The organism is Pseudomonas sp. OA65 (assembly GCF_017498305.1).
In the GTDB taxonomy this organism is placed as follows: domain Bacteria; phylum Pseudomonadota; class Gammaproteobacteria; order Pseudomonadales; family Pseudomonadaceae; genus Aquipseudomonas; species Aquipseudomonas zanjanensis.
This window is the reverse complement of record NZ_JAGDEZ010000005.1, coordinates 155,007-179,749: the sequence shown is the minus strand read 5'-3', so window position 1 is coordinate 179,749 and position 24,743 is coordinate 155,007. Positions and strand designations below refer to the sequence as shown.

Genomic DNA, 24,743 nt, shown 5'->3' with positions numbered 1-24,743 from the left:
CAGAATAGAGAGCCCGGCGAGCCGTCGGGATCGTGGAGAATTGAGTTATGGGGTTTGATCAGATTCGTCAGCGCCGTTTGTCTGACGATATTGTCGAGCGGCTTGAAGGCATGATCCTTGAGGGCACGCTGAAGTCGGGTGAGCGGCTGCCCGCCGAGCGGACCCTGGCCGAGCAGTTCGGTGTGTCACGCCCTTCGTTGCGTGAAGCGATCCAGAAGCTGACGGCCAAAGGCTTGTTGATCAGTCGCCAGGGCGGCGGCAACTATGTGGTGGAGTCGCTAGGCTCGACGTTCAGTGATCCGCTGCTGCAACTCTTGGAAAGCAATCCCGAAGCACAACGCGATTTGTTGGAGTTCCGTCACACCCTGGAAGCGTCCTGCGCTTATTACGCGGCGCAACGGGCCACGGAGGTGGATCGCGAGCGGCTGACGGCAGCCTTCGACGAGTTGCAGGATTGTTACGCGCGCCACGACGAGGTCAGTCGGGCGGAGGAGGGCGCGGCGGATGCCCGGTTTCATCTGGCGATCGCCGAGGCCAGTCATAATGCGGTACTGCTGCACACCATTCGCGGCTTGTTCGACCTGCTCAAGCGCAACGTCGTCACCAATATCGGCGGCATGTACAAGCAGCGCAGCGAGACCCGCGACATGCTGATCAGCCAGCATCGGGAGTTGTACCAGGCCATCATGGATGGGCATGCCGAACAGGCGCGGGAAGTCTCCAGCCGACATATCTTGTATGTGCAGGAAGTCTTGGAAGAGGTGCGTCAGGAAGTACAGCGCGTGGCGCGGGCGGAGCGGCGCAAGGGAATCTGATCGTGGCTGTGGAGTCTGTGGGAGCGAGCCTGCTCGCGAAGGCGGTCTGTCAGACACATCCATGCAGGATGTGCCTACGTCTTCGCGAGCAGGCTCGCTCCCACAGTTGATTCCGGGCTAGTCTTCCTTGCCCTTGTTGCGTACCGCGCGCTGCAGCTCGCGGCCGGCATCGCGTTCGCGCTCGGTATCGCGCTTGTCGTATTCCTTCTTGCCCTTGCCCAGGGCAATTTCGCACTTGATCAAGTGCTTGCTCCAGTACAACGACGTGCAGACGCAGGTGTAGCCCTTCTGTTGCACGGAGGCGAAGAGCTTTTCCAGCTCGCGCTTGTTGAGCAGCAGCTTGCGCGAGCGCACTGGATCGGCGATGACATGGGTGCTGGCGGTGGTCAGCGGCGTGATATGACTGCCCAGCAGCCACGCTTCGCCGTCCTTGAGCAAGACATAACTGTCGACCAGTTGCGCCTTGCCGGCACGCAAGCTCTTTACTTCCCAGCCGGCCAGGACCATGCCAGCCTCGAAACGTTGTTCGATGAAGTAATCGTGTCGCGCCTTTTTGTTTTGCGCGATGGTCCCTGTGGGGTGTTTCTTCTGTTTAGCCATAGGGGCGGCATTATAGGCAGTTGCGTGCGTGTCGGCTACGGTGAAGCTGCGTGCTTGAGCACGTTGAGTGAATCCCGGACAATGCGGCCTCTTTTTTGAACGCTTGGGCGTGATCACGATGTCGACAGACAAGGTTTCTGTCCACGGCAGTTGGGCTAGCCGCTGGGTCTTCATATTCGCGGCGACCGGTTCTGCCGTGGGGCTGGGTAGTATCTGGAAGTTTCCGTACATGGTCGGCGTCTACGGTGGCGGTGCCTTCGTATTGATGTTCCTGGCGTGCATCGCCCTTATCGGCGCGCCGGTCATGCTGGCGGAGACACTGATTGGCCGTCGCGCCCGACAAAGCCCGGCCAACGCCCTGAAGGTATTGGCTGTGGAGGCCGGACATTCGCCGAAATGGTCCTGGGGTGCGTTCGCCGGGATGATCACGGCACTGTTGATCTTGTCCTTCTATAGCGTGGTCGGTGGCTGGTCGCTGGACTACATCATCGACATGGGGCGAGGCGATTTCCAAGGCGCGACGCCTGATCAGGTCGGCGCTTACTTCGGCAACGTGATCGCCGACCCTTGGAGGCTCACGCTTTGGCACACGCTTTTCATGGTGCTTTCCGCCGTGGTGATTGCCCGAGGCGTGGTGGCAGGGCTTGAGCGCAGCCTGCGGATCATGATGCCTTTGCTTTTCGTGATGATCCTGGTCCTGCTGGGCTACAGCATGACGACTGGGCACTTCATGGAAGGCGTGCATTTCATGTTCGACTTCAAGCCGGAAAAAGTCATGGACGGCCTGTTGCCAGCCATGGGGCACGCGTTCTTTTCCCTCAGTGTCGGGGTCGGTTCGATCATGATCTACGGCGCCTACATGCCGAAAAATGCGTCGCTGACCAGAACTGTTGTCGGTGTTGCGCTGCTGGATACCTTCGTGTCGCTGCTGGCGGGCGTGGCATTGTTTCCGATTGTGTTTGCCGCCGGCCTGAACCCCAGCGAAGGGCCGGGGCTGATGTTCGTTAGCCTGCCGTTTGCTTTCGGTAGCATGGCGTTCGGCCAAGTCATGGGCGTGGTGTTTTTTGTCCTGGTGGCGATTGCCGCCTGGAGTTCGGCGATATCTCTGCTTGAGCCCATGGTGGCCTATCTGGTTGAGCGCACCCGCTTGAGTCGCGCCTGGGTCACGTTCTGGCTGGCTTTCACTTGCTGGTTCGTGGGCTTGGGCACGGTGTTTTCCTTCAATATATGGAAGCAGGCGAAGTTTTTCGTGAACGATGACGGTCTGTTCCGTCTCTACCAGTGGGGAGCAACCGGAGGGCTGGATTTCTTTGGCGTGATTGATTTCTTCACATCTCGGATCATGCTTCCACTGGGAGGTCTGTGTTTCGTGGTGTTTGCAGGGTGGATCATGGGGCGTGAAGCTGTGCGTGATGAGTTGTCGCTGCGCAGTCCTGTATTGTTCGCCTTGAGCCTGTTCTTGATGCGCTATGTGGCGCCCATTGGCATTCTCGTAGTGTTTGCCGCCCAGCTGTGGAAGTGACGCTTACATGACGACACATATTCAACGCTCGGCCTTGCTGCCCTACCCGGCGCAAGCGCTTTACGACTTGGTTAATGATGTGGCGAGTTATCCGGAATTCCTGCCTTGGTGTTCGTCTGCCGAGGTGCTGGAAAGCTCGGAAACCCATATGCGCGCCAGCCTAAACGTCGCCAAGGGCGGCCTGAGTCAGCATTTTGTTACTCGAAATACCTTGGTGCCTGGCCAGTCCATCGAAATGAACCTTGAAGAAGGGCCATTCAACCAGCTCCATGGTGTGTGGGTGTTCAAGCCGCTTGGCGAGAAAGCCTGCAAAATCAGCCTGGACCTTTCATTCGACTACGCCGGGCCGTTGGTGCGAGCGACCTTGGGGCCGCTGTTCAACCAGGCAGCCAATACCCTGGTCGACGCGTTCTGCCAGCGCGCCAAGCAGCACGCAGAGCTCAAGCGTTGATCGAGATAGAAGTGGTGTATGCCTCGGTGGATCGCCAGGTCTTGCGCACATGCAGGGTGCAGGAAGGCACCCGTGTCCGCGCAGCGCTGGTAGCGTCGGGGATTGCCGATGTATTCCCGGAGCTGGACCTGACCACTTGCCCGGTGGGGATTTTTGGCAGGATGGTTGCCGATCCGGATAACCAAGTGGTGCAAGCGGCCGATCGATTGGAAATTTATCGACCTTTATTGGCTGATCCGAAGGAAATTCGCCGCCTGCGCGCGGCCAAGGCTGCCCGGGCGCGACAATCGGAGCAATAACCTGGTCGGAGTCGCAGGCAAGAAAAAACCCGGCATGCCGGGTTTTTTTCTTGTCGCGATTTATTGCGGCGACGTATCCAGAGGCTCCGGAGTCGGGACCGGTACGGTCTCGACGTTGTCCACGTCCTTCTGGATCTGGTCCAGCAACGAACCTGGCTTGACCGGTTTTTCCGGTTTCGGCTGTTCGGCATTCTGGGCCGGGTCGGTCACGGTAGTCCCGCTGTCCTTGCCCATGATGGCCTCGTCGCGGCTCACGCCAGGCATGAAATCGCCCGACAGGCTGACAAGTTGGTCGTCAGGGCTGAAGATAACGCTGATGCGTTCCTGCTGGCGCTCACCGCCGCCTGGCTGCAAGCTGTACAGATAATCCCAGCGATCGGCATGGAACGTGTCGGTCAGCAGAGGGTTACCCATGATAAACCGTACTTGCCGGCGGGTCATTCCCGGGCGTAACTGGTCTATCATGTCCTGCGTGACGACATTGCCCTGCTGGATGTCGATTTTGTAAACCCCGGGGAATGAACAACCGGCGAGTGCGAGCAGTCCCACAAAGGTGAAACTGGTTAGCAAGAGCTTGGTGTTTTGCATCGGTGGGCGACTTCCACTATCTTGGCTGGGACAACGTAAACGCCGATCATACCCGCATTAAGAGAAGCTGCGAAGCAGCATCGCGAGAAAGCTGACCATGGTTGAAAATAGCGAACTACGCAAAGCCGGCCTCAAAGTGACCCTGCCACGGGTCAAGATTCTACAAATGCTCGATTCCGCCGAGCAGCGCCACATGAGTGCTGAAGATGTCTACAAGGCGCTTATGGAGGCTGGCGAGGACGTCGGTCTGGCCACGGTTTACCGTGTTCTGACCCAGTTCGAGGCAGCTGGCCTTGTGGTGCGACACAACTTCGACGGAGGCCATGCGGTCTTCGAGCTGGACGACGGCAAGCATCACGACCATATGGTCAACGTCGAGACCAGCGAAGTCATCGAGTTCTTCGACGAAGAAATCGAGCGGCTGCAGAAAGCAATCGTCGACAAGTATGGCTTCGAGATGGTTGATCACAATCTTGTGCTGTACGTACGCAAGAAAAAGTAAGCATGTCGCGCGGACTCAAGGTTCGCGAAACGAACGAAGGCGACCCCAGGGTCGCCTTCGTGCTTTCTGCCGTTCTCAGTTTTTCGCGGTAACGACCATTTTTTTCGCGTGGGCCAGGGATTCCTTGGTGAGGTCGATGCCCCCAAGCATTCGTGCCACTTCTTCCACGCGCTCGTTTTTGTTGAGCTTCGATACGGCGGTGCACGTGGCGTCCTCGCCACGCACCTTGTGTACAAATAAATGCTGGTGCCCTTGGGCGGCGACCTGGGGCAGGTGAGTGACGGTCAACACTTGGCCGCGCTCGCCTAGTCGGCGGAGCAATTGGCCGACAATTTCCGCGGTTGGGCCACCGATGCCCACGTCCACTTCGTCGAATACCAGCGTCGGTACGCGAGAGGTCTGCGCGGTGATGACCTGGATCGCCAGGCTGATTCGCGACAACTCACCGCCGGAGGCGACTTTGGCCAAGCCCTTGAGCGGTTGTCCGGGGTTGGCGCTGACCAGCAATTCCACCTGCTCCAGCCCATTGGGTTGGAGTTCGTCGCCGGCGTTACGGCGCAATTCGATGGTGAAACGTCCCCCCGGCATGCCCAGGCGCTGGATTTCCTGTTCCACGGCGCTGGCCAACCCTGTCGCGGCTTGGCGTCGCAGCTCGCTGAGCTCTTTGGCCTTTTCCTGATAATGACGGGCATAAGAAGCCAATTCGTCCCCGAGGCGCTCGATGGACTCATCGTTGGCGTTCAGAGTCTCGAGTTCTTCCAGCAGTCGCTGTTGGAGTTCGGCAACCTCGGTTGGCTGGATGCGGTGTTTGCGCGCCAGTGTATAGATAGTGTCCAGGCGCTCTTCCAGGTACTGCAGGCGTGCCGGGTCGGCATCGAAATGATCGAGGAAGCGATTCAATTCCCCAACGGCTTCCTCGACCTGGATCTGCGCGCTCGTCAGCAGGTTGGTCGCTTCGTTCAGGGCGCCCACCGAATTGTTCACGCTGGACAGCCGGTTCAGGCTCGCTGTCAGCGCATTGAGCACGTTGCCCGAATCGCTCTCGCTGCATTGCTCGACCACTTGGCGACAGATGCCCAGCAGGGTTTCGGCGTTGGTCAGGTTCTTGTGTTCCTGCTCCAGCTCTTCCAGTTCGTTTTCACCCAGGGCCAGGTTCTCCAACTCTTCGAGCTGGTAGCTCAATAGCTGGTGACGGGCCCGCTGCTCGTCGCCGGAGTTGGAGAGGCGATCCAGTTCCTGCCGGGTCTGGCGCCAACGCTGGGCGGCCAGTTGGACCTGCCGGGCCAGGTCGGTGGCACCGGCGTATTCATCCAGCAGGCGACGATGGGTATCGGTCTTGAGCAGGGATTGGTGCTCATGCTGGCTGTGAATGTCGATCAACAGTTCGCCGAGTGCCTTGAGGTCGCCCAGAGGGCAGGGCGTGCCGTTGATGTAGCCTCGGGAGCGGCCTTCGGCGGTGATGACCCGGCGCAGGATGCACAGGCCGTCGGTGTCCAGGTCACGTTCGGCCAGCCAGGCGCTGGCCTCGGGTATATCGACCAGGTCGAAGGTCGCCAGGATGTCGGCCTTGTCCGCTCCGGGGCGCACCACGCCGCTGTCGGCGCGGTCGCCCAGGGTCAGGCCCAAGGCGTCGAGCATGATCGACTTGCCCGCGCCGGTTTCACCGGTGATCACGCTCATGCCTCGATCGAGTTCGAGGTCGAGGTGTTCGACGATGGCGTAGTTGTGTACGGACAGGTGCACCAGCATAAGGCCGCTCCCAGGCTTTAGGTCTGGTTATTTATACAGTGTTTTGTTTCGGCCTGACAATGCCTGTGCTTAGCTCGATTTGCTTGGGAAAATGTTTTTCTTAGCGCGGTGCGGAATGATTATGCAGCTGTTTTTTGTAAGGTTAATTCGTCAGATGGCCCTTGAAGCTGGAAAACCCGGCCCCATATACCGGGCAGAAGCGCGAGTCGAGCTCGCGGACGAAGTTGAAAGGAGAAATCTCTATGGCTGACGAACAGACGCAGGACACGCAAAATCTAGACGCCAATCAGGCTTCCCAGGATTCCGGTGAAGACCTGGCGGCACGTGTACAAGTGCTCGAAGAGCAACTGGCCGGTGCGCAGGATCAGGCGTTGCGTGTAGCCGCCGACCTGCAGAATGTCCGCCGTCGCGCCGAGCAAGATGTAGAAAAGGCTCATAAATTCGCCCTGGAGCGTTTCGCCGGTGACCTGCTGCCGATCATCGACAGCCTGGAACGCGGCCTGGAGCTGTCCAATCCGGACGACGAAAACATCCGTCCGATGCGCGAAGGCATCGAGCTGACCCTGAAGATGTTCCAGGACACCCTCAAGCGTTATCAGCTCGAAGCCCTTGATCCCCATGGCGAACCCTTCAACGCCGAGCATCACCAGGCCATGGCGATGCAGGAAAGTGCTGACGTCGAGCCAAACAGTGTTTTGAAGGTTTTCCAGAAAGGCTACCTGCTCAACGGCCGCCTGCTGCGTCCCGCCATGGTCGTGGTCAGCAAGGCGCCGGCACCGGTTTCGCCTTCTATCGATGAGCAGGCTTGAAATCGGGCGCAACGGCCCCATCTATAAGTCAAGCGTTTAAGTGCTACCGCAGTTAGCCACCACTGCTGCGGCAACAAAATCCAAGTTCCGGGAGAGTTAACATGGGCAAGATTATCGGCATCGACCTGGGGACCACCAACTCGTGCGTCTCCGTGCTGGAAAACGGCAAGGCCAAAGTTATTGAAAACGCTGAAGGTGCGCGTACCACGCCGTCGATCATTGCGTACGCCAATGATGGCGAAATTCTGGTTGGCCAGTCGGCCAAGCGTCAGGCAGTGACCAATCCGCATAACACCCTGTACGCGGTGAAGCGTCTGATCGGTCGTAAGTTCGACGAAGAAGTCGTTCAGAAAGACATCAAGATGGTGCCTTACAAAATCGCCAAGGCTGACAACGGCGACGCTTGGGTTGAAGTGAACGGCCAGAAAATGGCGCCGCCACAGATCTCGGCCGAGATCCTCAAGAAAATGAAGAAAACCGCCGAAGACTACCTCGGCGAAGCGGTGACCGAAGCGGTCATCACTGTTCCTGCATACTTCAACGACAGCCAGCGCCAGGCGACCAAAGACGCCGGCCGCATCGCGGGCCTGGACGTTAAACGTATCATCAACGAACCGACCGCGGCCGCTCTGGCCTACGGTATGGACAAGGCCAAGGGCGATCACACCGTGATCGTTTACGACCTGGGTGGCGGTACCTTCGACGTTTCCGTGATTGAAATCGCTGAAGTCGATGGCGAGCACCAGTTCGAAGTACTGGCAACCAACGGTGACACCTTCCTCGGTGGTGAAGACTTCGACATCCGCCTGATCGACTACCTTGTCGACGAGTTCAAGAAAGAAAGCGGCATGAACCTCAAGGGTGACCCGCTGGCGATGCAGCGCCTGAAAGAAGCCGCTGAAAAAGCCAAGATCGAACTGTCCTCGAGCCAGTCGACCGACGTGAACCTGCCGTACATCACTGCAGACGCCACCGGTCCTAAGCACCTGAACGTCAAAATTTCCCGCGCCAAGCTTGAAGCACTGGTGGAAGACCTGGTTCAGCGCACCATCGAACCTTGCCGCATTGCCATGAAAGACGCCGGTATCGACGTTGGCTCGATCAACGACGTGATTCTGGTGGGCGGTCAGACCCGTATGCCGCTGGTTCAGAAGCTGGTCACCGACTTCTTCGGTAAAGAAGCACGTAAAGACGTCAACCCTGACGAAGCTGTTGCCATGGGTGCTGCCATCCAGGGCGCCGTTCTGGCCGGTGACGTGAAGGACGTTCTGCTGCTCGACGTCAGCCCGCTGACCCTGGGTATCGAAACCATGGGTGGCGTGATGACCGCGCTGATCGAGAAAAACACCACGATTCCTACCAAGAAATCCCAGGTGTTCTCGACGGCTGACGACAACCAGGGCGCCGTGACCATCCACGTGCTGCAAGGTGAGCGTAAGCAGGCCGCACAGAACAAGTCCCTGGGCAAGTTCGACCTGGCCGAGATTCCACCAGCACCACGTGGCGTGCCGCAAATCGAAGTGACCTTCGACATCGACGCCAACGGCATCCTGCACGTTGGTGCGAAAGACAAGGCCACTGGCAAGACCCAGTCGATCGTGATCAAGGCCAACTCCGGTCTGTCCGAGGAAGAAATTCAGCAGATGGTGCGTGACGCTGAAGTCAACGCCGAGGAAGACCGCAAGTTCGAAGAGCTGGCCAGCGCCCGCAACCAAGGCGATGCCCTGGTGCATTCGACTCGCAAGATGATCGCCGATGCTGGCGAGAAAGTGACCGCGGAAGAGAAAACCGCCATCGAAGCGGCCGTGGTTGCCCTGGAAGCCGCTGTGAAAGGCGACGACAAGGCGGCTATCGAGGCGAAGATCGAAGAGCTGTCCAAGGTCTCTGCGCCAGTGGCTCAGAAGATGTACGCCGAACAGGCTCAGCCTGCCGAAGGCGCGGCTGCTCAGGGCGAGTCGGCCGAGAAAGCCGACGACGTTGTTGACGCCGAGTTCGAAGAAGTGAAAGACCACAAGTAATCGCTTGTTGGTCGGCCGGTTGACTGCGTTTGTGCGGTGGCTGGTAGGATGTCGCCGCGCGGGAGCTTGCTCCCGCGTTGGCGTGTCTGGAGGTAACGAATTTTTACAGCATGCGACAAGGCTCGGGTGCTGACGGCGTGTTCGGGAATGCTCCTGCTTTCCGGCGATGGACGCTGTGTTTTGGCCGGGTACCTGGCTGAAAATTTACGACCAGGATCGTTGAATTGACGTGAGTTGGGTCCGGGCCTGCATTGGGGCTCAACGAGTTTGGCAAGGTTCAGGAGAGGTTTGCCGGACGTCCTATAAGAGTGCAAAGACTAATGGCGAAGCGTGATTTTTACGAAGTATTGGGTGTCGAGCGGGGGGCCAGCGAGGCGGAGCTGAAGAAGGCTTATCGTCGTCTGGCGATGAAGCACCACCCGGACCGTAATCCCGGCGACAAAGCGTCGGAAGAGATGTTCAAGGAAGCCAACGAGGCTTACGAAGTTCTGTCCGATTCCAGTAAGCGCGCAGCGTACGACCAGTACGGCCACGCCGGTGTCGACCCGAGCATGGGCGGCGGCGGTGCCGGTTTCGGTGGCCAGAACTTCTCCGATATTTTCGGTGATGTGTTCAGCGATTTCTTCGGCGGCGGTCGTGGCGGTGCCCGTGGTGGCGCCCAGCGTGGCAGTGACCTGCGCTATACGCTGGAGTTGAACCTGGAAGAAGCGGTGCGCGGTACCACCGTCAATATCCGTGTGCCGACTCTGGTTAACTGCAAGCCGTGTGATGGCTCGGGTGCCAAGAAGGGCTCCTCGCCCGTGACCTGCCCAACCTGCGGCGGCATCGGCCAGGTTCGCATGCAGCAGGGCTTTTTCTCGGTTCAGCAGACCTGCCCGCGTTGTCATGGCCAAGGCAAGATCATTTCCGATCCGTGCGACTCCTGCCACGGCGAAGGGCGTGTCGAAGAGTACAAGACGCTGTCGGTGAAAGTGCCGGCCGGTGTCGACACCGGTGACCGTATTCGCCTGTCCGGCGAAGGCGAGGCGGGTGCCCAGGGTGGCCCGACTGGCGACCTGTACGTGGTCATCAATGTGCGCGAACACGCGATTTTCCAGCGCGACGGCAAGCACCTGTTCTGCGAAGTGCCGATCAGCTTCGTCGATGCGGCCTTGGGTGGCGAGCTTGAAATCCCGACCCTCGACGGTCGCGTCAAGCTGAAAATCCCCGAGGGCACGCAGACCGGCAAGCAGTTCCGGATTCGTGGCAAAGGCGTTGCGCCAGTACGTGGCGGTGGTGCCGGCGACCTGATGTGTCGCGTGGCGGTGGAAACACCGGTCAACCTGGGGCGTCGTCAGCGTGAGCTGTTGGAAGAGTTCCGCAACTCGTTGGCGGATGACAATAGTCACTCTCCGAAAACCACCGGTTGGTTCGAAGGCGTGAAGCGCTTCTTCGGCGATCTGTAAGGAGTTCGCATGCGACGTATAGCTGTGATGGGCGCTGCGGGGCGCATGGGCAAGGCGCTGGTCGAGGCGGTGCAGCAGCGCTCGCCGCTTTCGGGCCTGACGGCTGCCATCGTGCGGCCCGACAGTACGTTGGTGGGCGCCGATGCGGGTGAGCTGGCCTCGCTGGGGCGTATCGGCGTGCCGATGTCCGGTGGCCTGGAGAAGGTGCTCGACGAGTTCGATGTGCTGATCGACTTCACCCTGCCGGAGGTGATGCTGAAAAACCTGGCGATCTGCCGCAAGCATGGCAAGGCCATGGTGATCGGCACGACCGGGCTGGATGCGACGCAGAAGCAATTGTTGGCCGATGCCGGCAAGGACATTCCGATCGTATTCGCGGCGAACTTCAGCGTGGGCGTGAACCTGTCGCTCAAACTGCTGGATCTGACGGCCCGCGTCTTGGGCGACGATGCCGATATCGAAATCATCGAGGCTCATCACCGGCACAAGATCGATGCGCCTTCGGGAACGGCCTTGCGCATGGGTGAAGTGATTGCCGATGCGCTGGGGCGAGACCTGCAGAAAGTCGCCGTGTATGGGCGTGAAGGGCACACCGGTGCCCGTGAGCGCGACACCATCGGTTTCGCCACGGTGCGCGGTGGCGATGTGGTGGGCGATCACACCGTGCTGTTCGCCACTGAAGGCGAGCGCCTGGAGATCACCCACAAGGCGTCGAGCCGGATGACCTTCGCCAAGGGCGCTGTACGTGCCGCGCTGTGGCTGGATGGTCGCGAGCCGGGTTTGTACGACATGCAGGACGTTCTCGACCTGCGTTGATGCCATTAAGAGCGGGGTTCAGGTTATACTGCGCCCCGTTTTACACCGCTTCGCGACGGCCTGTCGCATTCCCCTGCCTTTAAGGCTCATTAGCGGTGGACCAAAAAACCCTTTTTCTGTAAGCTACAGCTTTAGTGTGTCCACTAAAAGCGCGCAGAATAATTCAGTGAACAAGCGGGGTGACGTGTCCATACGTCACTCCGCTTTTTTACAACCTGCGATCGCCCTTTCAGGCTTTATTTACGGGAGGTCTTCTTGACTAAGCCAGCCATACTCGCCCTTGCTGATGGCAGCATTTTTCGCGGCGAAGCCATTGGAGCCGACGGTCAGACCGTTGGTGAGGTGGTGTTTAACACCGCAATGACCGGCTATCAGGAAATTCTTACCGATCCTTCCTACGCCCAACAAATCGTTACCCTGACTTACCCGCACATCGGCAACACCGGTACCACGCCGGAAGATGCCGAGTCCGATCGTGTCTGGTCCGCCGGCCTGGTCATCCGTGACTTGCCGCTGGTAGCGAGCAACTGGCGTAACACGATGTCCCTGTCCGATTACCTGAAAGCCAACAATGTCGTGGCGATCGCCGGTATCGACACCCGTCGCCTGACCCGCATCCTTCGGGAAAAGGGCGCGCAGAACGGCTGCATCATGGCCGGCGACAACATTTCCGAAGAAGCTGCCATTGCCGCTGCCCAGGGCTTTCCTGGCCTCAAGGGCATGGACCTGGCGAAAGTCGTCAGCACCCAGAAGCAGTACGAATGGCGCTCCACGGTCTGGGACCTGAAGACCGACAGTCACGCGACGATCGAGGCTTCCGAACTGCCGTACCACGTGGTGGCGTACGACTACGGCGTCAAGCTGAATATCCTGCGCATGCTGGTCGAGCGTGGCTGCCGCGTCACCGTGGTACCGGCGCAAACCCCGGCCGCCGACGTCCTGGCCCTCAAGCCCGACGGCGTGTTCCTGTCCAACGGCCCGGGTGACCCGGAGCCTTGCGACTACGCGATCCAGGCGATCAAGGACGTGCTGGAAACCGAGACCCCGGTATTCGGTATCTGCCTCGGTCACCAGTTGCTGGCCCTCGCTTCGGGCGCCAAGACCCTGAAAATGGGCCACGGCCACCACGGTGCCAACCACCCAGTCCAGGACCTGGACACCGGCGTGGTGATGATCACCAGCCAGAACCACGGTTTCGCGGTGGATGAAGCGACCCTGCCGGCCAACGTTCGCGCGATCCACAAATCGCTGTTCGACGGCACGCTGCAAGGTATCGAGCGTACCGACAAGAGCGCGTTCAGCTTCCAGGGCCACCCTGAAGCGAGCCCAGGCCCGAACGATGTGGCGCCGCTGTTCGATCGCTTCATCAATGAGATGGCCAAGCGACGCTGACCGCGCGAAGCCCGAGGGCGGCCCCGAGCGCGGTGGCCCCCTCGGGCGCTTCAAAGATTGTTCGACGGCCTAGCCGACTGACCTGCGGATTTGAGTGACAAACCCATGCCAAAACGTACAGACATAAAAAGCATCCTGATTCTCGGCGCTGGCCCGATCGTGATCGGCCAGGCCTGCGAATTCGACTACTCCGGCGCCCAGGCCTGTAAAGCCCTGCGCGAAGAGGGCTACCGCGTCATCCTGGTGAACTCCAACCCGGCCACCATCATGACCGACCCGGCCATGGCCGATGCCACCTACATCGAGCCGATCAAGTGGCAAACCGTTGCCAAGATCATCGAGAAGGAGCGCCCGGATGCGCTGCTGCCGACCATGGGTGGCCAGACCGCGTTGAACTGCGCACTGGACCTGGAGCGCGAAGGCGTCCTGGAAAAATTCGGTGTGGAAATGATCGGCGCCAATGCCGACACCATCGACAAGGCCGAAGACCGTTCGCGCTTCGACAAGGCGATGAAGTCCATCGGCCTGGACTGCCCACGCTCGGGCATCGCCCACAGCATGGAAGAGGCCAACGCCGTCCTGGAACGCCTCGGCTTCCCGTGCATCATCCGTCCGTCCTTCACCATGGGCGGCACCGGTGGTGGCATCGCCTACAACCGTGAAGAATTCGAAGAAATCTGCGCCCGTGGTCTCGACTTGTCGCCGACCAAGGAACTGTTGATCGACGAATCGCTGATCGGCTGGAAAGAATACGAAATGGAAGTTGTCCGCGACAAAAAGGACAACTGCATCATCGTCTGCTCCATCGAGAACTTCGACCCGATGGGCGTGCACACCGGCGACTCGATCACCGTTGCGCCGGCCCAGACCCTGACCGACAAGGAATACCAGATCCTGCGTAACGCCTCCCTGGCGGTACTGCGTGAGATCGGCGTGGAAACCGGTGGCTCCAACGTCCAGTTCGGCATCTGCCCGAACACCGGTCGTATGGTGGTCATCGAGATGAACCCGCGGGTATCCCGTTCGTCGGCCCTGGCGTCGAAGGCCACCGGTTTCCCGATTGCCAAGGTCGCCGCCAAGCTGGCCGTGGGTTACACCCTGGACGAGCTGTCGAACGACATCACCGGCGGCAAGACCCCGGCGTCCTTCGAACCGTCCATCGACTACGTCGTCACCAAGCTGCCACGCTTCGCCTTCGAGAAGTTCGCCAAGGCCGATGCCCGCCTGACCACCCAGATGAAGTCGGTCGGTGAAGTCATGGCCATCGGCCGGACCTTCCAGGAATCCCTGCAGAAAGCCCTGCGCGGCCTGGAAGTGGGTGTCTGCGGTCTCGATCCGAAACTGGACCTGGCTGACCCGGAAAGCATGAGCGTGCTCAAGCGTGAGCTGACCGTGCCGGGTGCCGAGCGTATCTGGTACGTGGCCGATGCCTTCCGCGCCGGTATGACCGTCGAGCAGATCTTCGGCATGAACATGATCGACCCTTGGTTCCTGGTACAGATCGAAGATCTGATCAAGGAAGAAGAGAAGGTCAAGACCCTGGGCATGTCCAGCATCAACCGCGACACGATGTTCCGCCTCAAGCGCAAGGGCTTCTCCGACATGCGCCTGGCCAAGCTGCTGGGTGTGACCGAGAAGAGCCTGCGCGCTCATCGCCACAAGCTGGAAGTGTTCCCGGTCTACAAGCGCGTCGACACCTGCGCGGCCGAGTTCGCCACCGACACCGCCTACCTGTACTCCACGTACGAAGAAGAGTGCGAAGCCGCGCCATCGACCCGGGACAAGATCATGATCCTGGGTGGCGGTCCTAACCGGATCGGCCAGGGCATCGAGTTCGACTACTGCTGCGTACACGCGGCACTGGCCCTGCGCGACGACGGTTACGAGACCATCATGGTCAACTGCAACCCGGAAACCGTGTCCACCGACTACGACACCTCCGATCGCCTGTACTTCGAGCCAGTGACCCTGGAAGACGTGCTGGAAATCGTCCGCGTCGAGAAGCCAAAAGGCGTGATCGTCCAGTACGGCGGCCAGACTCCTTTGAAACTGGCTCGCGCCCTTGAAGCCGCCGGCGTGCCGATCATCGGTACCAGCCCGGATGCCATCGACCGCGCCGAAGACCGTGAGCGCTTCCAGCAGATGGTCGAGCGCCTGAACCTGCGCCAGCCGCCAAACGCCACCGTGCGCAGCGAAGACGAAGCGATTCGTGCCGCCGCCAAGATCGGTTACCCGCTGGTGGTGCGTCCGTCCTATGTGTTGGGCGGCCGCGCGATGGAAATTGTTTATCAGGAAGATGAACTCAAGCGTTACCTGCGCGAAGCGGTCCAGGTGTCCAATGACAGCCCGGTGCTGCTGGATCACTTCCTCAACTGCGCCATCGAAATGGACGTGGATGCGGTCAGCGACGGCAAGGATGTGGTGATTGGCGCGATCATGCAGCATATCGAGCAGGCCGGTGTTCACTCCGGTGACTCCGCTTGCTCGTTGCCGCCTTACTCGCTGCCGGCGCACATCCAGGACGAGATGCGCGAACAGGTCAAGAAAATGGCTCTGGAACTGGGTGTCATCGGCCTGATGAACGTGCAACTGGCCTTGCAAGGCGAAGATATCTACGTCATCGAAGTCAACCCACGCGCTTCCCGTACCGTGCCGTTCGTTTCCAAGTGCATCGGTGTTTCCCTGGCGATGATCGCGGCACGGGTCATGGCTGGCAAAACCCTGAAAGAGCTGAACTTCACCAAGGAAATCATCCCGAACTTCTACAGTGTGAAAGAGGCGGTGTTCCCGTTCGCCAAGTTTCCTGGCGTGGACCCGATCCTCGGCCCTGAGATGAAGTCCACCGGTGAAGTGATGGGCGTGGGCGATACCTTCGGTGAAGCCTTCGCCAAGGCCCAGATGGGCGCCAGCGAAGTGTTGCCGACTGGCGGCACCGCGTTCATCAGTGTGCGTGATGACGACAAGCCACTGGTTGCAGGTGTAGCCCGTGATCTGATCAACTTGGGCTTCGAAGTGGTCGCCACTGCCGGTACTGCCAAGCTGATCGAAGCGGCAGGCCTGAAAGTGCGTCGCGTGAACAAGGTGACCGAGGGCCGTCCGCACGTGGTCGATATGATCAAGAATGACGAAGTCACGCTGATCATCAACACCACCGAAGGTCGTCAGTCGATCGCCGATTCCTATTCCATTCGTCGCAATGCGCTGCAGCACAAGATCTACTGCACCACGACCATTGCTGCGGGCGAAGCGATCTGCGAAGCGCTCAAGTTCGGTCCCGAGAAGACCGTACGTCGCTTGCAGGATCTACATGCAGGATTGAAGGCATGAGCATAACCAAGTACCCGATGACTGTTCAGGGCGCGAAGGCCCTGGAAGAAGAACACGCTTTCCTGACCAAGGTCGAGCGCCCGCGCTTGAGCCAGGCTATCGGTGAAGCGCGTGAGCTGGGCGACCTGAAGGAAAACGCCGAATACCACGCTGCCCGAGAGGAGCAGGGGATGGTCGAGGCGCGTGTCCGTGACATCGAAGGCCGCATGCAGAATGCGGTGATCATCGATGTCACGACGATTCCGCACACCGGCAAGGTCATTTTCGGCACCACGGTGGAAATCGCCAACGTCGAGACCGATGAAAGCGTGACCTACCAGATCGTTGGCGAGGACGAGGCAGACATCAAGCTCGGCAAGATTTCCGTCGGTTCACCTATTGCTCGCGCCTTGATTGCCAAGGAAGAGGGCGATGTGGTGGCGGTGAAGACACCGGGTGGTGTCATCGAGTATGAGATTGTCGAAGTCCGTCACATCTGAACGAAGGCGCCCGCTGCGAGCCGGCGCCATGATCTGGCAGCTCACCCAGATGTTATGGGTGGGCGGCATCTGGTTGTTGCACATCGGTTTGCTGCCGGTGCTGGGCCGAGTCGGCCTGGCACCGCTGCTCATCGATGAAATCGCAGGCATGCTGACGGCGCTGCTGGTGGCGTTTTCCGCGGCGTGCGTGATGTTTCAGGCTTTGGTGCTGGTTCAGGCCGAGGGCCTTGCCAGTCTATGGCGCGACATTCGTGGGCAATTGTTGCTCATGTCGTTGTACGCGTGCGGGATGTTCTTTGCGGTGCATCTCGGCTGGCCGGATGCGAGTCAGTGGCAGGTATTCAGTTACCTGGTGCTGGGGTTTTCCGGTTTGGTGCTGGTGTTGCAGCCGGTTCCTGGATGGAGTGGCAGGGTGTGCGAGGCACACCCTTGACCCTTTGACATCACTTGAAGCGGTGAACGTTCGACAGTTGCTTGTTGACGCTGAAATTCTTGCGATAAATCAGCGCCATCTTGCCGATGACCTGCACCAAGTCTGCCTTGCCGGTCTTGCACAGTTCGGCAACGGCAGCCAGGCGGGCTTCGCGATCGAGGATGTTGAGCTTGATCTTGATCAGCTCGTGATCGCCCAAGGCGCGTTCCAGTTCGGCGAGTACACCTTCAGTCAAACCGTTGTCAGCCACAGTCAAAACCGGTTTCAGATGGTGGCCAATGGATTTGTATTGTTTCTTCTGCTCTTGAGTGAGCGGCATAATCTGACCCCTGCGTCTGATCTTGTAAAAAGCGGCGGCCAGTTTACCCGAGCAAGTCCGGGACCGCCCACTTAATCACGACCCGTTTTATTTTTGAGGTGGCCCGTGGCCCGTTCCAAGACAAGTCTTAAATGGCTGCAAGAGCATTTCAACGACCCATTCGTGAAAATGGCGCAAAAAGATGGGTATCGGTCCCGCGCCAGCTACAAGCTGCTGGAGATTCAGGAAAGAGACCGTTTGATCCGTCCAGGCATGAGCGTGATCGACTTGGGCGCCGCCCCGGGTGGCTGGTCCCAAGTGACCAGTCGTCTGATTGGTGGGCAAGGCACACTGATCGCTTCCGATATCCTGGAAATGGACAGCATCCCGGATGTGACCTTCATTCAGGGCGACTTTACCGAGGACGCCGTGCTGGCGCAGATCCTTGAAGCGGTTGGAAAAAACGAGGTGGACCTTGTGATTTCCGATATGGCCCCCAATATGAGTGGATTGGCATCTGTTGATATGCCGCGATCGATGTTCCTGTGCGAGTTGGCACTGGATCTTGCGACTCGGGTGTTGAAGCCAGGTGGTGATTTTTTGATCAAGGTCTTCCAGGGTGAAGGCTTCGACGAATATCACAAGAGCGTGCGCAAGCAGTTCGAGAAGGTCACGACGCGCAAGCCGAAATCATCGCGTGATCGCTCCCGTGAGCAGTACCTGCTGGGCCGTGGTTTCCGTGGTCGCAGTGAGGAATAAGAGGTTTTTCGACCGGGGCGATAGGTTTTTCGTATTTCGTCCCGTGAGCATTAGCGAATAATGTGTAGAAAGTGTTTCACAAAGGGTTACAGACGGCGCCTGCCAGAGTCGTAGGTAATGTAGTAAGTTAGGCCGGTGAATATCATGCGAAGCGCGCGCCAGTAGCGGAGCTTGCTTCAGAGGGTAGTTAATTGAACGATATGGCAAAGAATCTGATCCTGTGGTTGATCATCGCCGCTGTCCTGGTGACCGTGATGAACAACTTCTCCAGTCCTAACGAGCCGCAGACCCTCAACTATTCCGACTTCATCCAGCAGGTCAAGGATGGCAAGGTCGAGCGTGTAGCCGTTGATGGCTATGTGATTACCGGCAAGCGCACCGATGGCGATAGCTTCAAGACCATTCGTCCGGCAATTCAGGACAATGGCCTGATCGGCGACCTGGTGGACAACCATGTCGTGGTCGAAGGCAAGCAGCCTGAGCAGCAAAGCATCTGGACCCAGCTCCTGGTCGCCAGCTTCCCGATCCTGGTGATCATCGCCGTGTTCATGTTCTTCATGCGCCAGATGCAGGGCGGCGGTGGAGGCAAGGGCGGGCCGATGAGCTTTGGCAAGAGCAAGGCTCGGTTGCTGTCCGAAGACCAGGTGAAAACCACCCTGGCTGACGTCGCAGGTTGCGACGAAGCCAAGGAAGAAGTCGGCGAGCTGGTCGAGTTCCTGCGCGATCCGGGCAAGTTCCAGCGTCTGGGCGGTCGTATTCCGCGCGGCGTGCTGATGGTCGGTCCGCCAGGTACCGGTAAAACCTTGCTGGCCAAGGCGATTGCCGGTGAAGCCAAGGTGCCGTTCTTTACGATTTCCGGTTCCGACTTCGTCGAAATGTTCGTTGGTGTGGGCGCCAGTCGTGTCCGCGATATGTTCGAGCAGGCCAAGAAGCACGCGCCTTGCATCATCTTCATCGACGAAATCGACGCCGTCGGTCGCCATCGTGGCGCCGGCATGGGTGGCGGTCACGACGAGCGCGAGCAGACTCTCAACCAGTTGCTGGTGGAGATGGACGGTTTCGAAATGAACGACGGCATCATCGTGATTGCCGCCACCAACCGTCCTGATGTGCTTGACCCTGCGCTGCTGCGTCCAGGTCGTTTCGACCGTCAGGTCGTAGTGGGGCTGCCGGATATTCGCGGCCGCGAGCAGATCCTCAAGGTCCATATGCGCAAGGTGCCAATGGGTGACGATGTCGCTCCGGCCGTCATCGCGCGTGGTACGCCGGGCTTTTCCGGTGCTGACCTGGCGAACCTGGTCAACGAAGCGTCGCTCTTTGCTGCTCGCACTGGCAAGCGCGTCGTGGAAATGAAGGAATTCGAGCTGGCGAAGGACAAGATCATGATGGGCGCCGAGCGCAAATCCATGGTCATGTCGGAGAAAGAGAAGCAGAACACTGCGTATCACGAGGCGGGTCACGCCATCGTCGGTCGTGTCGTGCCCGAACATGATCCGGTCTACAAAGTCTCGATCATCCCGCGCGGTCGTGCCTTGGGCGTGACCATGTTCCTGCCGGAAGAAGATCGCTACAGCCTGTCCAAGCGCGCATTGATCAGCCAGATCTGTTCGTTGTACGGCGGTCGTATCGCTGAAGAAATGACCCTGGGCTTCGACGGTGTGACCACGGGGGCGTCCAACGACATCATGCGCGCCAGCCAGATCGCCCGGAACATGGTCACCAAATGGGGCCTGTCCGAGAAGTTGGGGCCGCTGATGTACGCCGAAGAAGAGGGCGAGGTATTCCTCGGTCGTGGTGGCGGTGGCCAGCATGCAAGCTTCTCCGGCGAGACGGCCAAGCTGATCGATTCCGAAGTGCGCAGTATCATCGACCAGTGCTATGGCACTGCTCGGCAGATTCTCACGGACAACCGTGACAAGCTCGATGCCATGGCCGATGCCCTGATGAAGTATGAAACCATCGATGCCGAGCAGATCGACGACATCATGGCGGGCCGCGAACCTCGTGAGCCGCGTGACTGGTCGGGCGGCGGTACCGGTACTTCCGGCACGCCACCGGCGGTGCAGGGTGAACGTCCGGAAACACCGATTGGCGGCCCGGCCGCTGATGTCTAAGGCTTGAAATGACTTCTGTTCAGTCCTCGACCCGGTTGCCTTGCGGCAACCGGGTTCTTGATTTAACCCATGCGCATGTCATGGGCATCCTCAATGTCACCCCTGACTCCTTTTCCGATGGCGGTCGATTCAGTCAGCTCGATGCTGCACTGCGGCATGCCGAGGCCATGGTGGCCGCCGGTGCGACGCTGATCGATGTGGGGGGCGAATCGACCCGTCCGGGCGCGCGGGCGGTCTCGCCCACCGAGGAGCTGGAGCGGGTGGCGCCGATTGTCGAGCGCATCCATCGCGAACTGGATGTGATTATCTCGGTCGATACGTCCACGCCTGCGGTCATGCGCGAAACTGCACGGCTGGGGGCGGGCTTGATCAATGATGTTCGATCCTTGCGGCGCGATGGTGCCCTGGATGCCGCGGCGGCCACTGGGTTGCCGGTGTGCCTGATGCATATGCTCGGCGAGCCGGGGACCATGCAGAACGACCCGCACTATGAAGATGTCACCAGGGAAGTCAGTGAGTTCCTGGTGGCGCGTCTGGACCAGTGTGCTGCCGTGGGCATTCCCGCCGAACGGATCATTCTTGATCCCGGGTTCGGCTTTGCCAAGACCCTGGCGCACAACCTGAGTCTGTTCAAACATATGGAAGCCTTGCATGCTCTGGGGCGGCCCCTGTTGGTCGGGGTTTCGCGAAAGAGCATGATAGGCAATGCCCTGGGTCGCCCGGTGGGCGAGCGCCTGTATGGTGGTCTCGCCCTTGCGGCCTTGGCCCTGGGTAAAGGTGCACGCATATTGCGCGTGCACGATGTCGCCGAAACGATGGATGTCGTGCGGATGATCGCAGCTGTGGATTCAGCCGAATAAGAATGACGGAGCACTTATGAGCAAGAAATATTTTGGCACCGACGGTATTCGTGGTCGGGTCGGCGAATACCCTATTACCCCTGATTTCATGCTCAAGCTCGGCTGGGCGGCCGGCATGGCGTTCCGCAAGATGGGCGCCTGCAAGGTGCTGGTCGGTAAGGACACGCGTATTTCCGGCTACATGTTCGAATCGGCCCTGGAGGCCGGCCTGACGTCGGCGGGCGCCGATGTGATGCTGCTCGGCCCGATGCCGACGCCAGCCATTGCCTACCTGACGCGTACGTTCCAGGCCCAGGCCGGCATCGTGATCAGTGCCTCGCACAATCCCCATGACGACAACGGCATCAAGTTCTTCTCCGGTCAGGGTACCAAGCTGCCAGATGATATTGAGCTGATGATCGAAGAGCTGCTGGACACTCCGATGACAGTGGTCGAGTCGAGCAAGATCGGCAAGGTGTCGCGGATCAACGATGCATCGGGTCGCTACATCGAGTTCTGTAAAGGCAGTGTGCCGACCGGCACCAGTTTTTCTGGCCTGAAAATCGTCGTCGATTGCGCCCACGGGGCAACCTATAAGGTCGCGCCGAGCGTCTTTCGCGAGCTGGGTGCCGAAGTGGTGGTGCTGTCCGCCCAGCCCAATGGCCTGAACATCAACCACAACTGCGGCTCCACCCATACCGAGGCGTTGCAGGCTGCGGTGCTGGCCGAGCAGGCTGATCTCGGGATCGCTTTCGATGGCGACGGTGATCGGGTCCTGATGGTTGATCACACCGGCACGGTTGTCGATGGTGACGAACTGCTGTTCATCATTGCTCGCGACCTGCATGGGCGTGGCAAGCTGCAGGGCGGCGTGGTTGGCACATTGATGAGCAACCTCGGGCTTGAGTTGGCCCTGGCGGACCTGGATATCCCGTTCGTGCGCGCCAACGTGGGCGACCGCTACGTGATCTCGGAGTTGCTGGAGCGCAATTGGGTGATCGGGGGCGAGAACTCCGGCCACATCGTTTGCTTCGACCACACCACCACTGGCGATGCGATCATTGCCGCCTTGCAGGTATTGATGGCGCTCAAGGCGCGCAACGAAGGGCTTGCGCAATCTCGCCAGGCATTGCGCAAATGCCCGCAAGTGTTGATCAACGTGCGTTTTGGTGGCGGTGTAAACCCCCTCGAACATGCGAAGGTCAAGCAGGCCAGTGAGCGTGTAACACAAGCGATGGCGGGGCGTGGACGCGTATTGTTGCGCAAGTCCGGCACAGAGCCGTTGGTGCGTGTCATGGTCGAAGGCGAGGATGAAGCGCAAGTTCGCGGTTATGCCGAAGAGCTGGCAAAGCTGGTTACTGAAGTTTCTGCCTGAATTCGGCTTGCCAGTCATGAATCCGTTGGGTAACATCTGCGCCCACTTTGACCGACGAGGTACAGCATGCGTCGCCCTATGGTAGCTGGTAACTGGAAGATGCACGGTACCCGCGCCAGCGTCGCTGAGCTGATCAATGGCCTTCGTCATCTGGCCTTGCCAAGCGGTGTTGATGTCGCGGTATTCCCGCCTTGCTTGTATATCAATCAAGTGATTGATGGCTTGAAGGGTAAGTCGATTTCGGTCGGCGCGCAGAACTCTGCGATGGAAGCCATGCAAGGTGCGTTGACCGGGGAGATTGCACCGAGTCAATTGGTGGATGCAGGTTGTTCCCTGGTCCTGGTCGGGCACTCCGAGCGTCGCCAGATCATGGGCGAGCAGGACAAGACCTTGATCCGCAAATTTGCTGCGGCCCAGGCCTGTGGTCTGACTCCGGTGTTGTGCATAGGGGAAACCCGTGAGCAGCGTGAGGCAGGCAAGACCCTTGAGGTTGTCGAGCGTCAGCTGGGCAGCATCATCGAGGAGCTGGGTGTCGGTGCTTTTGCAAAGGCAATCATTGCATACGAGCCGGTCTGGGCCATTGGCACTGGGCTGACTGCTTCGCCGCAACAGGCGCAGGATGTGCACGCAGCCATCCGTGTGCAGTTGGCGGCAGAGAATTCTGAAGTGGCACGAGGTGTGCGGCTTCTATACGGCGGCAGCGTGAAGGCGGCCAATGCGGTCGAACTGTTCGGCATGCCGGATATCGATGGGGGGCTCATTGGTGGAGCCTCCCTGAATGCAGATGAGTTCGGTGCGATTTGTCGCGCCGCGGGAAACTGAAAAAATGCTGGAAACAGTCGTAGTCGTTTTTCATCTGTTGGGTGCACTGGGCGTAGTTGCTCTCGTATTGCTGCAGCAGGGTAAAGGTGCGGATGCTGGTGCGTCTTTCGGTGCAGGTGCTTCAAATACTGTGTTCGGAAGCCAAGGTTCCTCTACCTTTCTTAGTAAGTTTACTGCTATACTTGCCGCCGGTTTCTTCATAACCAGCTTAGGGTTAGGTTACTTTGCTAAAGAGAAAGCTCACGAGCTGACTCAAGTAGGTTTGCCAAACCCAGCGGTATTGGAAGCGCCAAAGCAACAACCGGCTTCTGATGATGTCCCGGTGCTTCAAGAGCAAAAGTCGGCCAATCCGGCGACTGACGTGCCTCCAGCTCAAGAGCAGAAGTAAGAAGGTTTCAACGCTGTATTGCCGAGGTGGTGGAATTGGTAGACACGCAACCTTGAGGTGGTTGTGCCCATAGGGTGTAGGGGTTCGAGTCCCCTTCTCGGTACCAATTATCAGGAGAGCCCGCGAATGCGGGCTTTCTTGTAGGTGGAAGCGTTACATTGACCCTGTAAGGGATCGGTCGTATACTTCCGCCCCAGCTTTGTCGCGGGATGGAGCAGTCTGGTAGCTCGTCGGGCTCATAACCCGAAGGTCGTCGGTTCAAATCCGGCTCCCGCAACCAGTTTCAGGGGCCCCTTCCAAGGGGCTTTTTGTTAGCTGGACACTTTATAACGCCGCTGTTCGACGGCGTTTCAGGGATGGGCGATTCGCCCATTTTTTTTTATTTGCACAGCATGCACAAACATGCACGAGGGGGTTCAGGTGTCGAGCAAGCTAGAACAGTTGCAGGCCTTGTTGGCCCCGGTGGTCGTGGCCCTTGGCTATGAATGCTGGGGTATTGAGTTTTCGGCTCAAGGTCGCCACTCACTGTTGCGCGTTTATATCGATAAGGAAGGCGGCGTGTTGGTGGACGATTGCGCCATCGTCAGCCGCCAGATCAGCGGTGTACTGGATGTTGAAGATCCAATCACCTCCGAATACACCCTTGAAGTTTCCTCGCCTGGCATGGAGCGCCCCCTGTTCACACTTGAACAGTTCGCTTTGTTTGCCGGTGAACAAGTGAAGATCAAGCTGCGCTCGCCTTTCGAAGGTCGACGCAACTTTCAAGGCCTTCTGCGCGGTGTAGAAGAGCAGGACGTCGTGGTGCAGGTAGATGACCATGAGTTCCTGTTGCCGATCGATATGATCGACAAGGCCAACATTATTCCCAGTTTTGACTGATACGTGCCAGATACTGCGGATCCC

24 protein-coding genes and 2 tRNA genes are annotated in these 24,743 nt (G+C 59.1%); 22 read left to right on the top strand and 4 right to left on the bottom strand.

The features are described from left to right. Positions 1 to 47: 47 nt before the first annotated feature. Positions 48 to 815 carry an FCD domain-containing protein gene (locus J3361_RS06390; protein ID WP_207963349.1) on the top strand — a complete coding sequence of 256 codons (768 nt, stop codon included), beginning with the start codon at positions 48 to 50 and terminating at the stop codon, positions 813 to 815. 117 nt (positions 816 to 932) lie between these two features. Here J3361_RS06390 and smpB read toward each other — a convergent pair whose 3' ends face one another. Further along, the gene (gene smpB, locus J3361_RS06385; protein WP_042730880.1) at positions 933 to 1,415 is read right to left on the bottom strand and encodes an SsrA-binding protein SmpB; all 483 of its coding nucleotides are present in this window, start codon (positions 1,413 to 1,415) and stop codon (positions 933 to 935) included. Between the two features lie 118 nt (positions 1,416 to 1,533). Here smpB and J3361_RS06380 point away from each other — a divergent pair, with 118 nt between their 5' ends. From J3361_RS06380 to J3361_RS06370, 3 genes are read left to right on the top strand one after another with little or no spacing between them, the layout of a single operon-like run. Further along, a complete protein-coding gene (locus tag J3361_RS06380) occupies positions 1,534 to 2,937 on the top strand; it encodes a sodium-dependent transporter (protein ID WP_207963348.1) in 1,404 nt (467 codons plus the stop codon). A gap of 7 nt (positions 2,938 to 2,944) precedes the next feature. After that, positions 2,945 to 3,388, top strand: a complete 444-nt coding sequence (locus J3361_RS06375; protein WP_207963347.1) for a type II toxin-antitoxin system RatA family toxin — start codon at positions 2,945 to 2,947, stop codon at positions 3,386 to 3,388. Continuing rightward, the gene (locus J3361_RS06370; RefSeq protein WP_207963346.1) at positions 3,385 to 3,687 is read left to right on the top strand and encodes an RnfH family protein; all 303 of its coding nucleotides are present in this window, start codon (positions 3,385 to 3,387) and stop codon (positions 3,685 to 3,687) included. Before J3361_RS06375 ends, J3361_RS06370 begins: the two co-directional genes overlap by 4 nt. 60 nt (positions 3,688 to 3,747) lie before the next feature. Here J3361_RS06370 and J3361_RS06365 read toward each other — a convergent pair whose 3' ends face one another. After that, on the bottom strand, positions 3,748 to 4,275 hold the full coding sequence (locus tag J3361_RS06365) for an outer membrane protein assembly factor BamE (RefSeq protein ID WP_014336565.1): 528 nt from the start codon (positions 4,273 to 4,275) through the stop codon (positions 3,748 to 3,750). A gap of 97 nt (positions 4,276 to 4,372) precedes the next feature. Between J3361_RS06365 and fur the strand changes: the two genes are divergently transcribed. Further along, positions 4,373 to 4,777 carry a ferric iron uptake transcriptional regulator gene (gene fur, locus J3361_RS06360; RefSeq protein ID WP_003197684.1) on the top strand — a complete coding sequence of 135 codons (405 nt, stop codon included), beginning with the start codon at positions 4,373 to 4,375 and terminating at the stop codon, positions 4,775 to 4,777. A 75-nt stretch (positions 4,778 to 4,852) separates the two neighbouring features. Here the strand turns inward: fur and recN are convergent, their stop codons facing one another. Further along, positions 4,853 to 6,526, bottom strand: coding sequence for a DNA repair protein RecN (gene recN / locus J3361_RS06355; RefSeq protein WP_207963345.1), 1,674 nt, complete (start codon positions 6,524 to 6,526; stop codon positions 4,853 to 4,855). Positions 6,527 to 6,768: 242 nt separating this feature from the next. Between recN and grpE the strand changes: the two genes are divergently transcribed. The 8 genes from grpE to J3361_RS06315 all read left to right on the top strand — a co-directional run bounded on the left by grpE (position 6,769) and on the right by J3361_RS06315 (position 17,245). After that, positions 6,769 to 7,335 carry a nucleotide exchange factor GrpE gene (gene grpE / locus J3361_RS06350; protein WP_060739227.1) on the top strand — a complete coding sequence of 189 codons (567 nt, stop codon included), beginning with the start codon at positions 6,769 to 6,771 and terminating at the stop codon, positions 7,333 to 7,335. A 101-nt stretch (positions 7,336 to 7,436) separates the two neighbouring features. Continuing rightward, positions 7,437 to 9,353 carry a molecular chaperone DnaK gene (gene dnaK, locus J3361_RS06345; protein WP_014336568.1) on the top strand — a complete coding sequence of 639 codons (1,917 nt, stop codon included), beginning with the start codon at positions 7,437 to 7,439 and terminating at the stop codon, positions 9,351 to 9,353. A gap of 320 nt (positions 9,354 to 9,673) precedes the next feature. Next, entirely contained in the window at positions 9,674 to 10,798 is a 1,125-nt protein-coding gene (gene dnaJ / locus J3361_RS06340; protein ID WP_039592325.1) for a molecular chaperone DnaJ, read from the top strand. A gap of 9 nt (positions 10,799 to 10,807) precedes the next feature. Further along, the gene (gene dapB, locus J3361_RS06335) at positions 10,808 to 11,614 is read left to right on the top strand and encodes a 4-hydroxy-tetrahydrodipicolinate reductase (protein WP_186705981.1); all 807 of its coding nucleotides are present in this window, start codon (positions 10,808 to 10,810) and stop codon (positions 11,612 to 11,614) included. Positions 11,615 to 11,869: 255 nt separating this feature from the next. Then, the gene (gene carA, locus J3361_RS06330; protein ID WP_207963344.1) at positions 11,870 to 13,006 is read left to right on the top strand and encodes a glutamine-hydrolyzing carbamoyl-phosphate synthase small subunit; all 1,137 of its coding nucleotides are present in this window, start codon (positions 11,870 to 11,872) and stop codon (positions 13,004 to 13,006) included. Positions 13,007 to 13,111: 105 nt separating this feature from the next. Continuing rightward, positions 13,112 to 16,333 carry a carbamoyl-phosphate synthase large subunit gene (gene carB / locus J3361_RS06325; RefSeq protein WP_207963343.1) on the top strand — a complete coding sequence of 1,074 codons (3,222 nt, stop codon included), beginning with the start codon at positions 13,112 to 13,114 and terminating at the stop codon, positions 16,331 to 16,333. Between the two features lie 2 nt (positions 16,334 to 16,335). Then, positions 16,336 to 16,812, top strand: a complete 477-nt coding sequence (gene greA, locus J3361_RS06320; protein WP_030139783.1) for a transcription elongation factor GreA — start codon at positions 16,336 to 16,338, stop codon at positions 16,810 to 16,812. 28 nt (positions 16,813 to 16,840) lie between these two features. After that, positions 16,841 to 17,245 carry an MFS transporter gene (locus tag J3361_RS06315; protein ID WP_207963335.1) on the top strand — a complete coding sequence of 135 codons (405 nt, stop codon included), beginning with the start codon at positions 16,841 to 16,843 and terminating at the stop codon, positions 17,243 to 17,245. Positions 17,246 to 17,255: 10 nt separating this feature from the next. On the opposite strand, the gene J3361_RS06310 is transcribed toward J3361_RS06315, so the two are convergent. After that, positions 17,256 to 17,564 carry a YhbY family RNA-binding protein gene (locus tag J3361_RS06310; RefSeq protein WP_003177852.1) on the bottom strand — a complete coding sequence of 103 codons (309 nt, stop codon included), beginning with the start codon at positions 17,562 to 17,564 and terminating at the stop codon, positions 17,256 to 17,258. 105 nt (positions 17,565 to 17,669) lie between these two features. On the opposite strand from J3361_RS06310, the gene rlmE reads away from it, so the two are divergent. The 9 genes from rlmE to rimP all read left to right on the top strand — a co-directional run bounded on the left by rlmE (position 17,670) and on the right by rimP (position 24,719). Next, complete coding sequence (gene rlmE / locus J3361_RS06305; RefSeq protein WP_003177853.1) at positions 17,670 to 18,302, top strand: 23S rRNA (uridine(2552)-2'-O)-methyltransferase RlmE; 633 nt, start codon at positions 17,670 to 17,672, stop codon at positions 18,300 to 18,302. A gap of 200 nt (positions 18,303 to 18,502) precedes the next feature. After that, positions 18,503 to 20,416, top strand: a complete 1,914-nt coding sequence (gene ftsH / locus J3361_RS06300; RefSeq protein ID WP_053118351.1) for an ATP-dependent zinc metalloprotease FtsH — start codon at positions 18,503 to 18,505, stop codon at positions 20,414 to 20,416. Positions 20,417 to 20,424: 8 nt separating this feature from the next. After that, positions 20,425 to 21,276 carry a dihydropteroate synthase gene (folP, locus tag J3361_RS06295; protein ID WP_207963333.1) on the top strand — a complete coding sequence of 284 codons (852 nt, stop codon included), beginning with the start codon at positions 20,425 to 20,427 and terminating at the stop codon, positions 21,274 to 21,276. A gap of 16 nt (positions 21,277 to 21,292) precedes the next feature. Next, positions 21,293 to 22,630, top strand: a complete 1,338-nt coding sequence (gene glmM, locus J3361_RS06290) for a phosphoglucosamine mutase (RefSeq protein ID WP_207963331.1) — start codon at positions 21,293 to 21,295, stop codon at positions 22,628 to 22,630. 66 nt (positions 22,631 to 22,696) lie between these two features. Next, positions 22,697 to 23,452: a triose-phosphate isomerase gene (gene tpiA, locus J3361_RS06285; RefSeq protein ID WP_207963330.1), complete on the top strand. Its 756-nt coding sequence runs from the start codon at positions 22,697 to 22,699 to the stop codon at positions 23,450 to 23,452. A gap of 4 nt (positions 23,453 to 23,456) precedes the next feature. Beyond that, on the top strand, positions 23,457 to 23,840 hold the full coding sequence (gene secG / locus J3361_RS06280; protein WP_025211789.1) for a preprotein translocase subunit SecG: 384 nt from the start codon (positions 23,457 to 23,459) through the stop codon (positions 23,838 to 23,840). 20 nt (positions 23,841 to 23,860) lie between these two features. Continuing rightward, positions 23,861 to 23,946, top strand: a tRNA-Leu gene (locus tag J3361_RS06275). A 97-nt stretch (positions 23,947 to 24,043) separates the two neighbouring features. After that, positions 24,044 to 24,120 (top strand) — tRNA-Met (locus tag J3361_RS06270). A 140-nt stretch (positions 24,121 to 24,260) separates the two neighbouring features. Then, on the top strand, positions 24,261 to 24,719 hold the full coding sequence (rimP, locus tag J3361_RS06265; protein ID WP_053118762.1) for a ribosome maturation factor RimP: 459 nt from the start codon (positions 24,261 to 24,263) through the stop codon (positions 24,717 to 24,719). Positions 24,720 to 24,743 lie beyond the last annotated feature (24 nt).

What these genes read in the sequence shown, in the direction of transcription:
- J3361_RS06390 (WP_207963349.1), top strand. Translation starts at nt 48, where the DNA reads ATGGGGTTTGATCAGATTCGTCAGCGCCGTTTGTCTGACGATATTGTC.
- smpB (WP_042730880.1), bottom strand. Translation starts at nt 1,415, where the DNA reads ATGGCTAAACAGAAGAAACACCCCACAGGGACCATCGCGCAAAACAAA.
- J3361_RS06380 (WP_207963348.1), top strand. Translation starts at nt 1,534, where the DNA reads ATGTCGACAGACAAGGTTTCTGTCCACGGCAGTTGGGCTAGCCGCTGG.
- J3361_RS06375 (WP_207963347.1), top strand. Translation starts at nt 2,945, where the DNA reads ATGACGACACATATTCAACGCTCGGCCTTGCTGCCCTACCCGGCGCAA.
- J3361_RS06365 (WP_014336565.1), bottom strand. Translation starts at nt 4,275, where the DNA reads ATGCAAAACACCAAGCTCTTGCTAACCAGTTTCACCTTTGTGGGACTG.
- fur (WP_003197684.1), top strand. Translation starts at nt 4,373, where the DNA reads ATGGTTGAAAATAGCGAACTACGCAAAGCCGGCCTCAAAGTGACCCTG.
- recN (WP_207963345.1), bottom strand. Translation starts at nt 6,526, where the DNA reads ATGCTGGTGCACCTGTCCGTACACAACTACGCCATCGTCGAACACCTC.
- grpE (WP_060739227.1), top strand. Translation starts at nt 6,769, where the DNA reads ATGGCTGACGAACAGACGCAGGACACGCAAAATCTAGACGCCAATCAG.
- dnaK (WP_014336568.1), top strand. Translation starts at nt 7,437, where the DNA reads ATGGGCAAGATTATCGGCATCGACCTGGGGACCACCAACTCGTGCGTC.
- dnaJ (WP_039592325.1), top strand. Translation starts at nt 9,674, where the DNA reads ATGGCGAAGCGTGATTTTTACGAAGTATTGGGTGTCGAGCGGGGGGCC.
- dapB (WP_186705981.1), top strand. Translation starts at nt 10,808, where the DNA reads ATGCGACGTATAGCTGTGATGGGCGCTGCGGGGCGCATGGGCAAGGCG.
- carB (WP_207963343.1), top strand. Translation starts at nt 13,112, where the DNA reads ATGCCAAAACGTACAGACATAAAAAGCATCCTGATTCTCGGCGCTGGC.
- J3361_RS06315 (WP_207963335.1), top strand. Translation starts at nt 16,841, where the DNA reads ATGATCTGGCAGCTCACCCAGATGTTATGGGTGGGCGGCATCTGGTTG.
- J3361_RS06310 (WP_003177852.1), bottom strand. Translation starts at nt 17,564, where the DNA reads ATGCCGCTCACTCAAGAGCAGAAGAAACAATACAAATCCATTGGCCAC.
- ftsH (WP_053118351.1), top strand. Translation starts at nt 18,503, where the DNA reads ATGGCAAAGAATCTGATCCTGTGGTTGATCATCGCCGCTGTCCTGGTG.
- folP (WP_207963333.1), top strand. Translation starts at nt 20,425, where the DNA reads ATGACTTCTGTTCAGTCCTCGACCCGGTTGCCTTGCGGCAACCGGGTT.
- glmM (WP_207963331.1), top strand. Translation starts at nt 21,293, where the DNA reads ATGAGCAAGAAATATTTTGGCACCGACGGTATTCGTGGTCGGGTCGGC.
- tpiA (WP_207963330.1), top strand. Translation starts at nt 22,697, where the DNA reads ATGCGTCGCCCTATGGTAGCTGGTAACTGGAAGATGCACGGTACCCGC.
- secG (WP_025211789.1), top strand. Translation starts at nt 23,457, where the DNA reads ATGCTGGAAACAGTCGTAGTCGTTTTTCATCTGTTGGGTGCACTGGGC.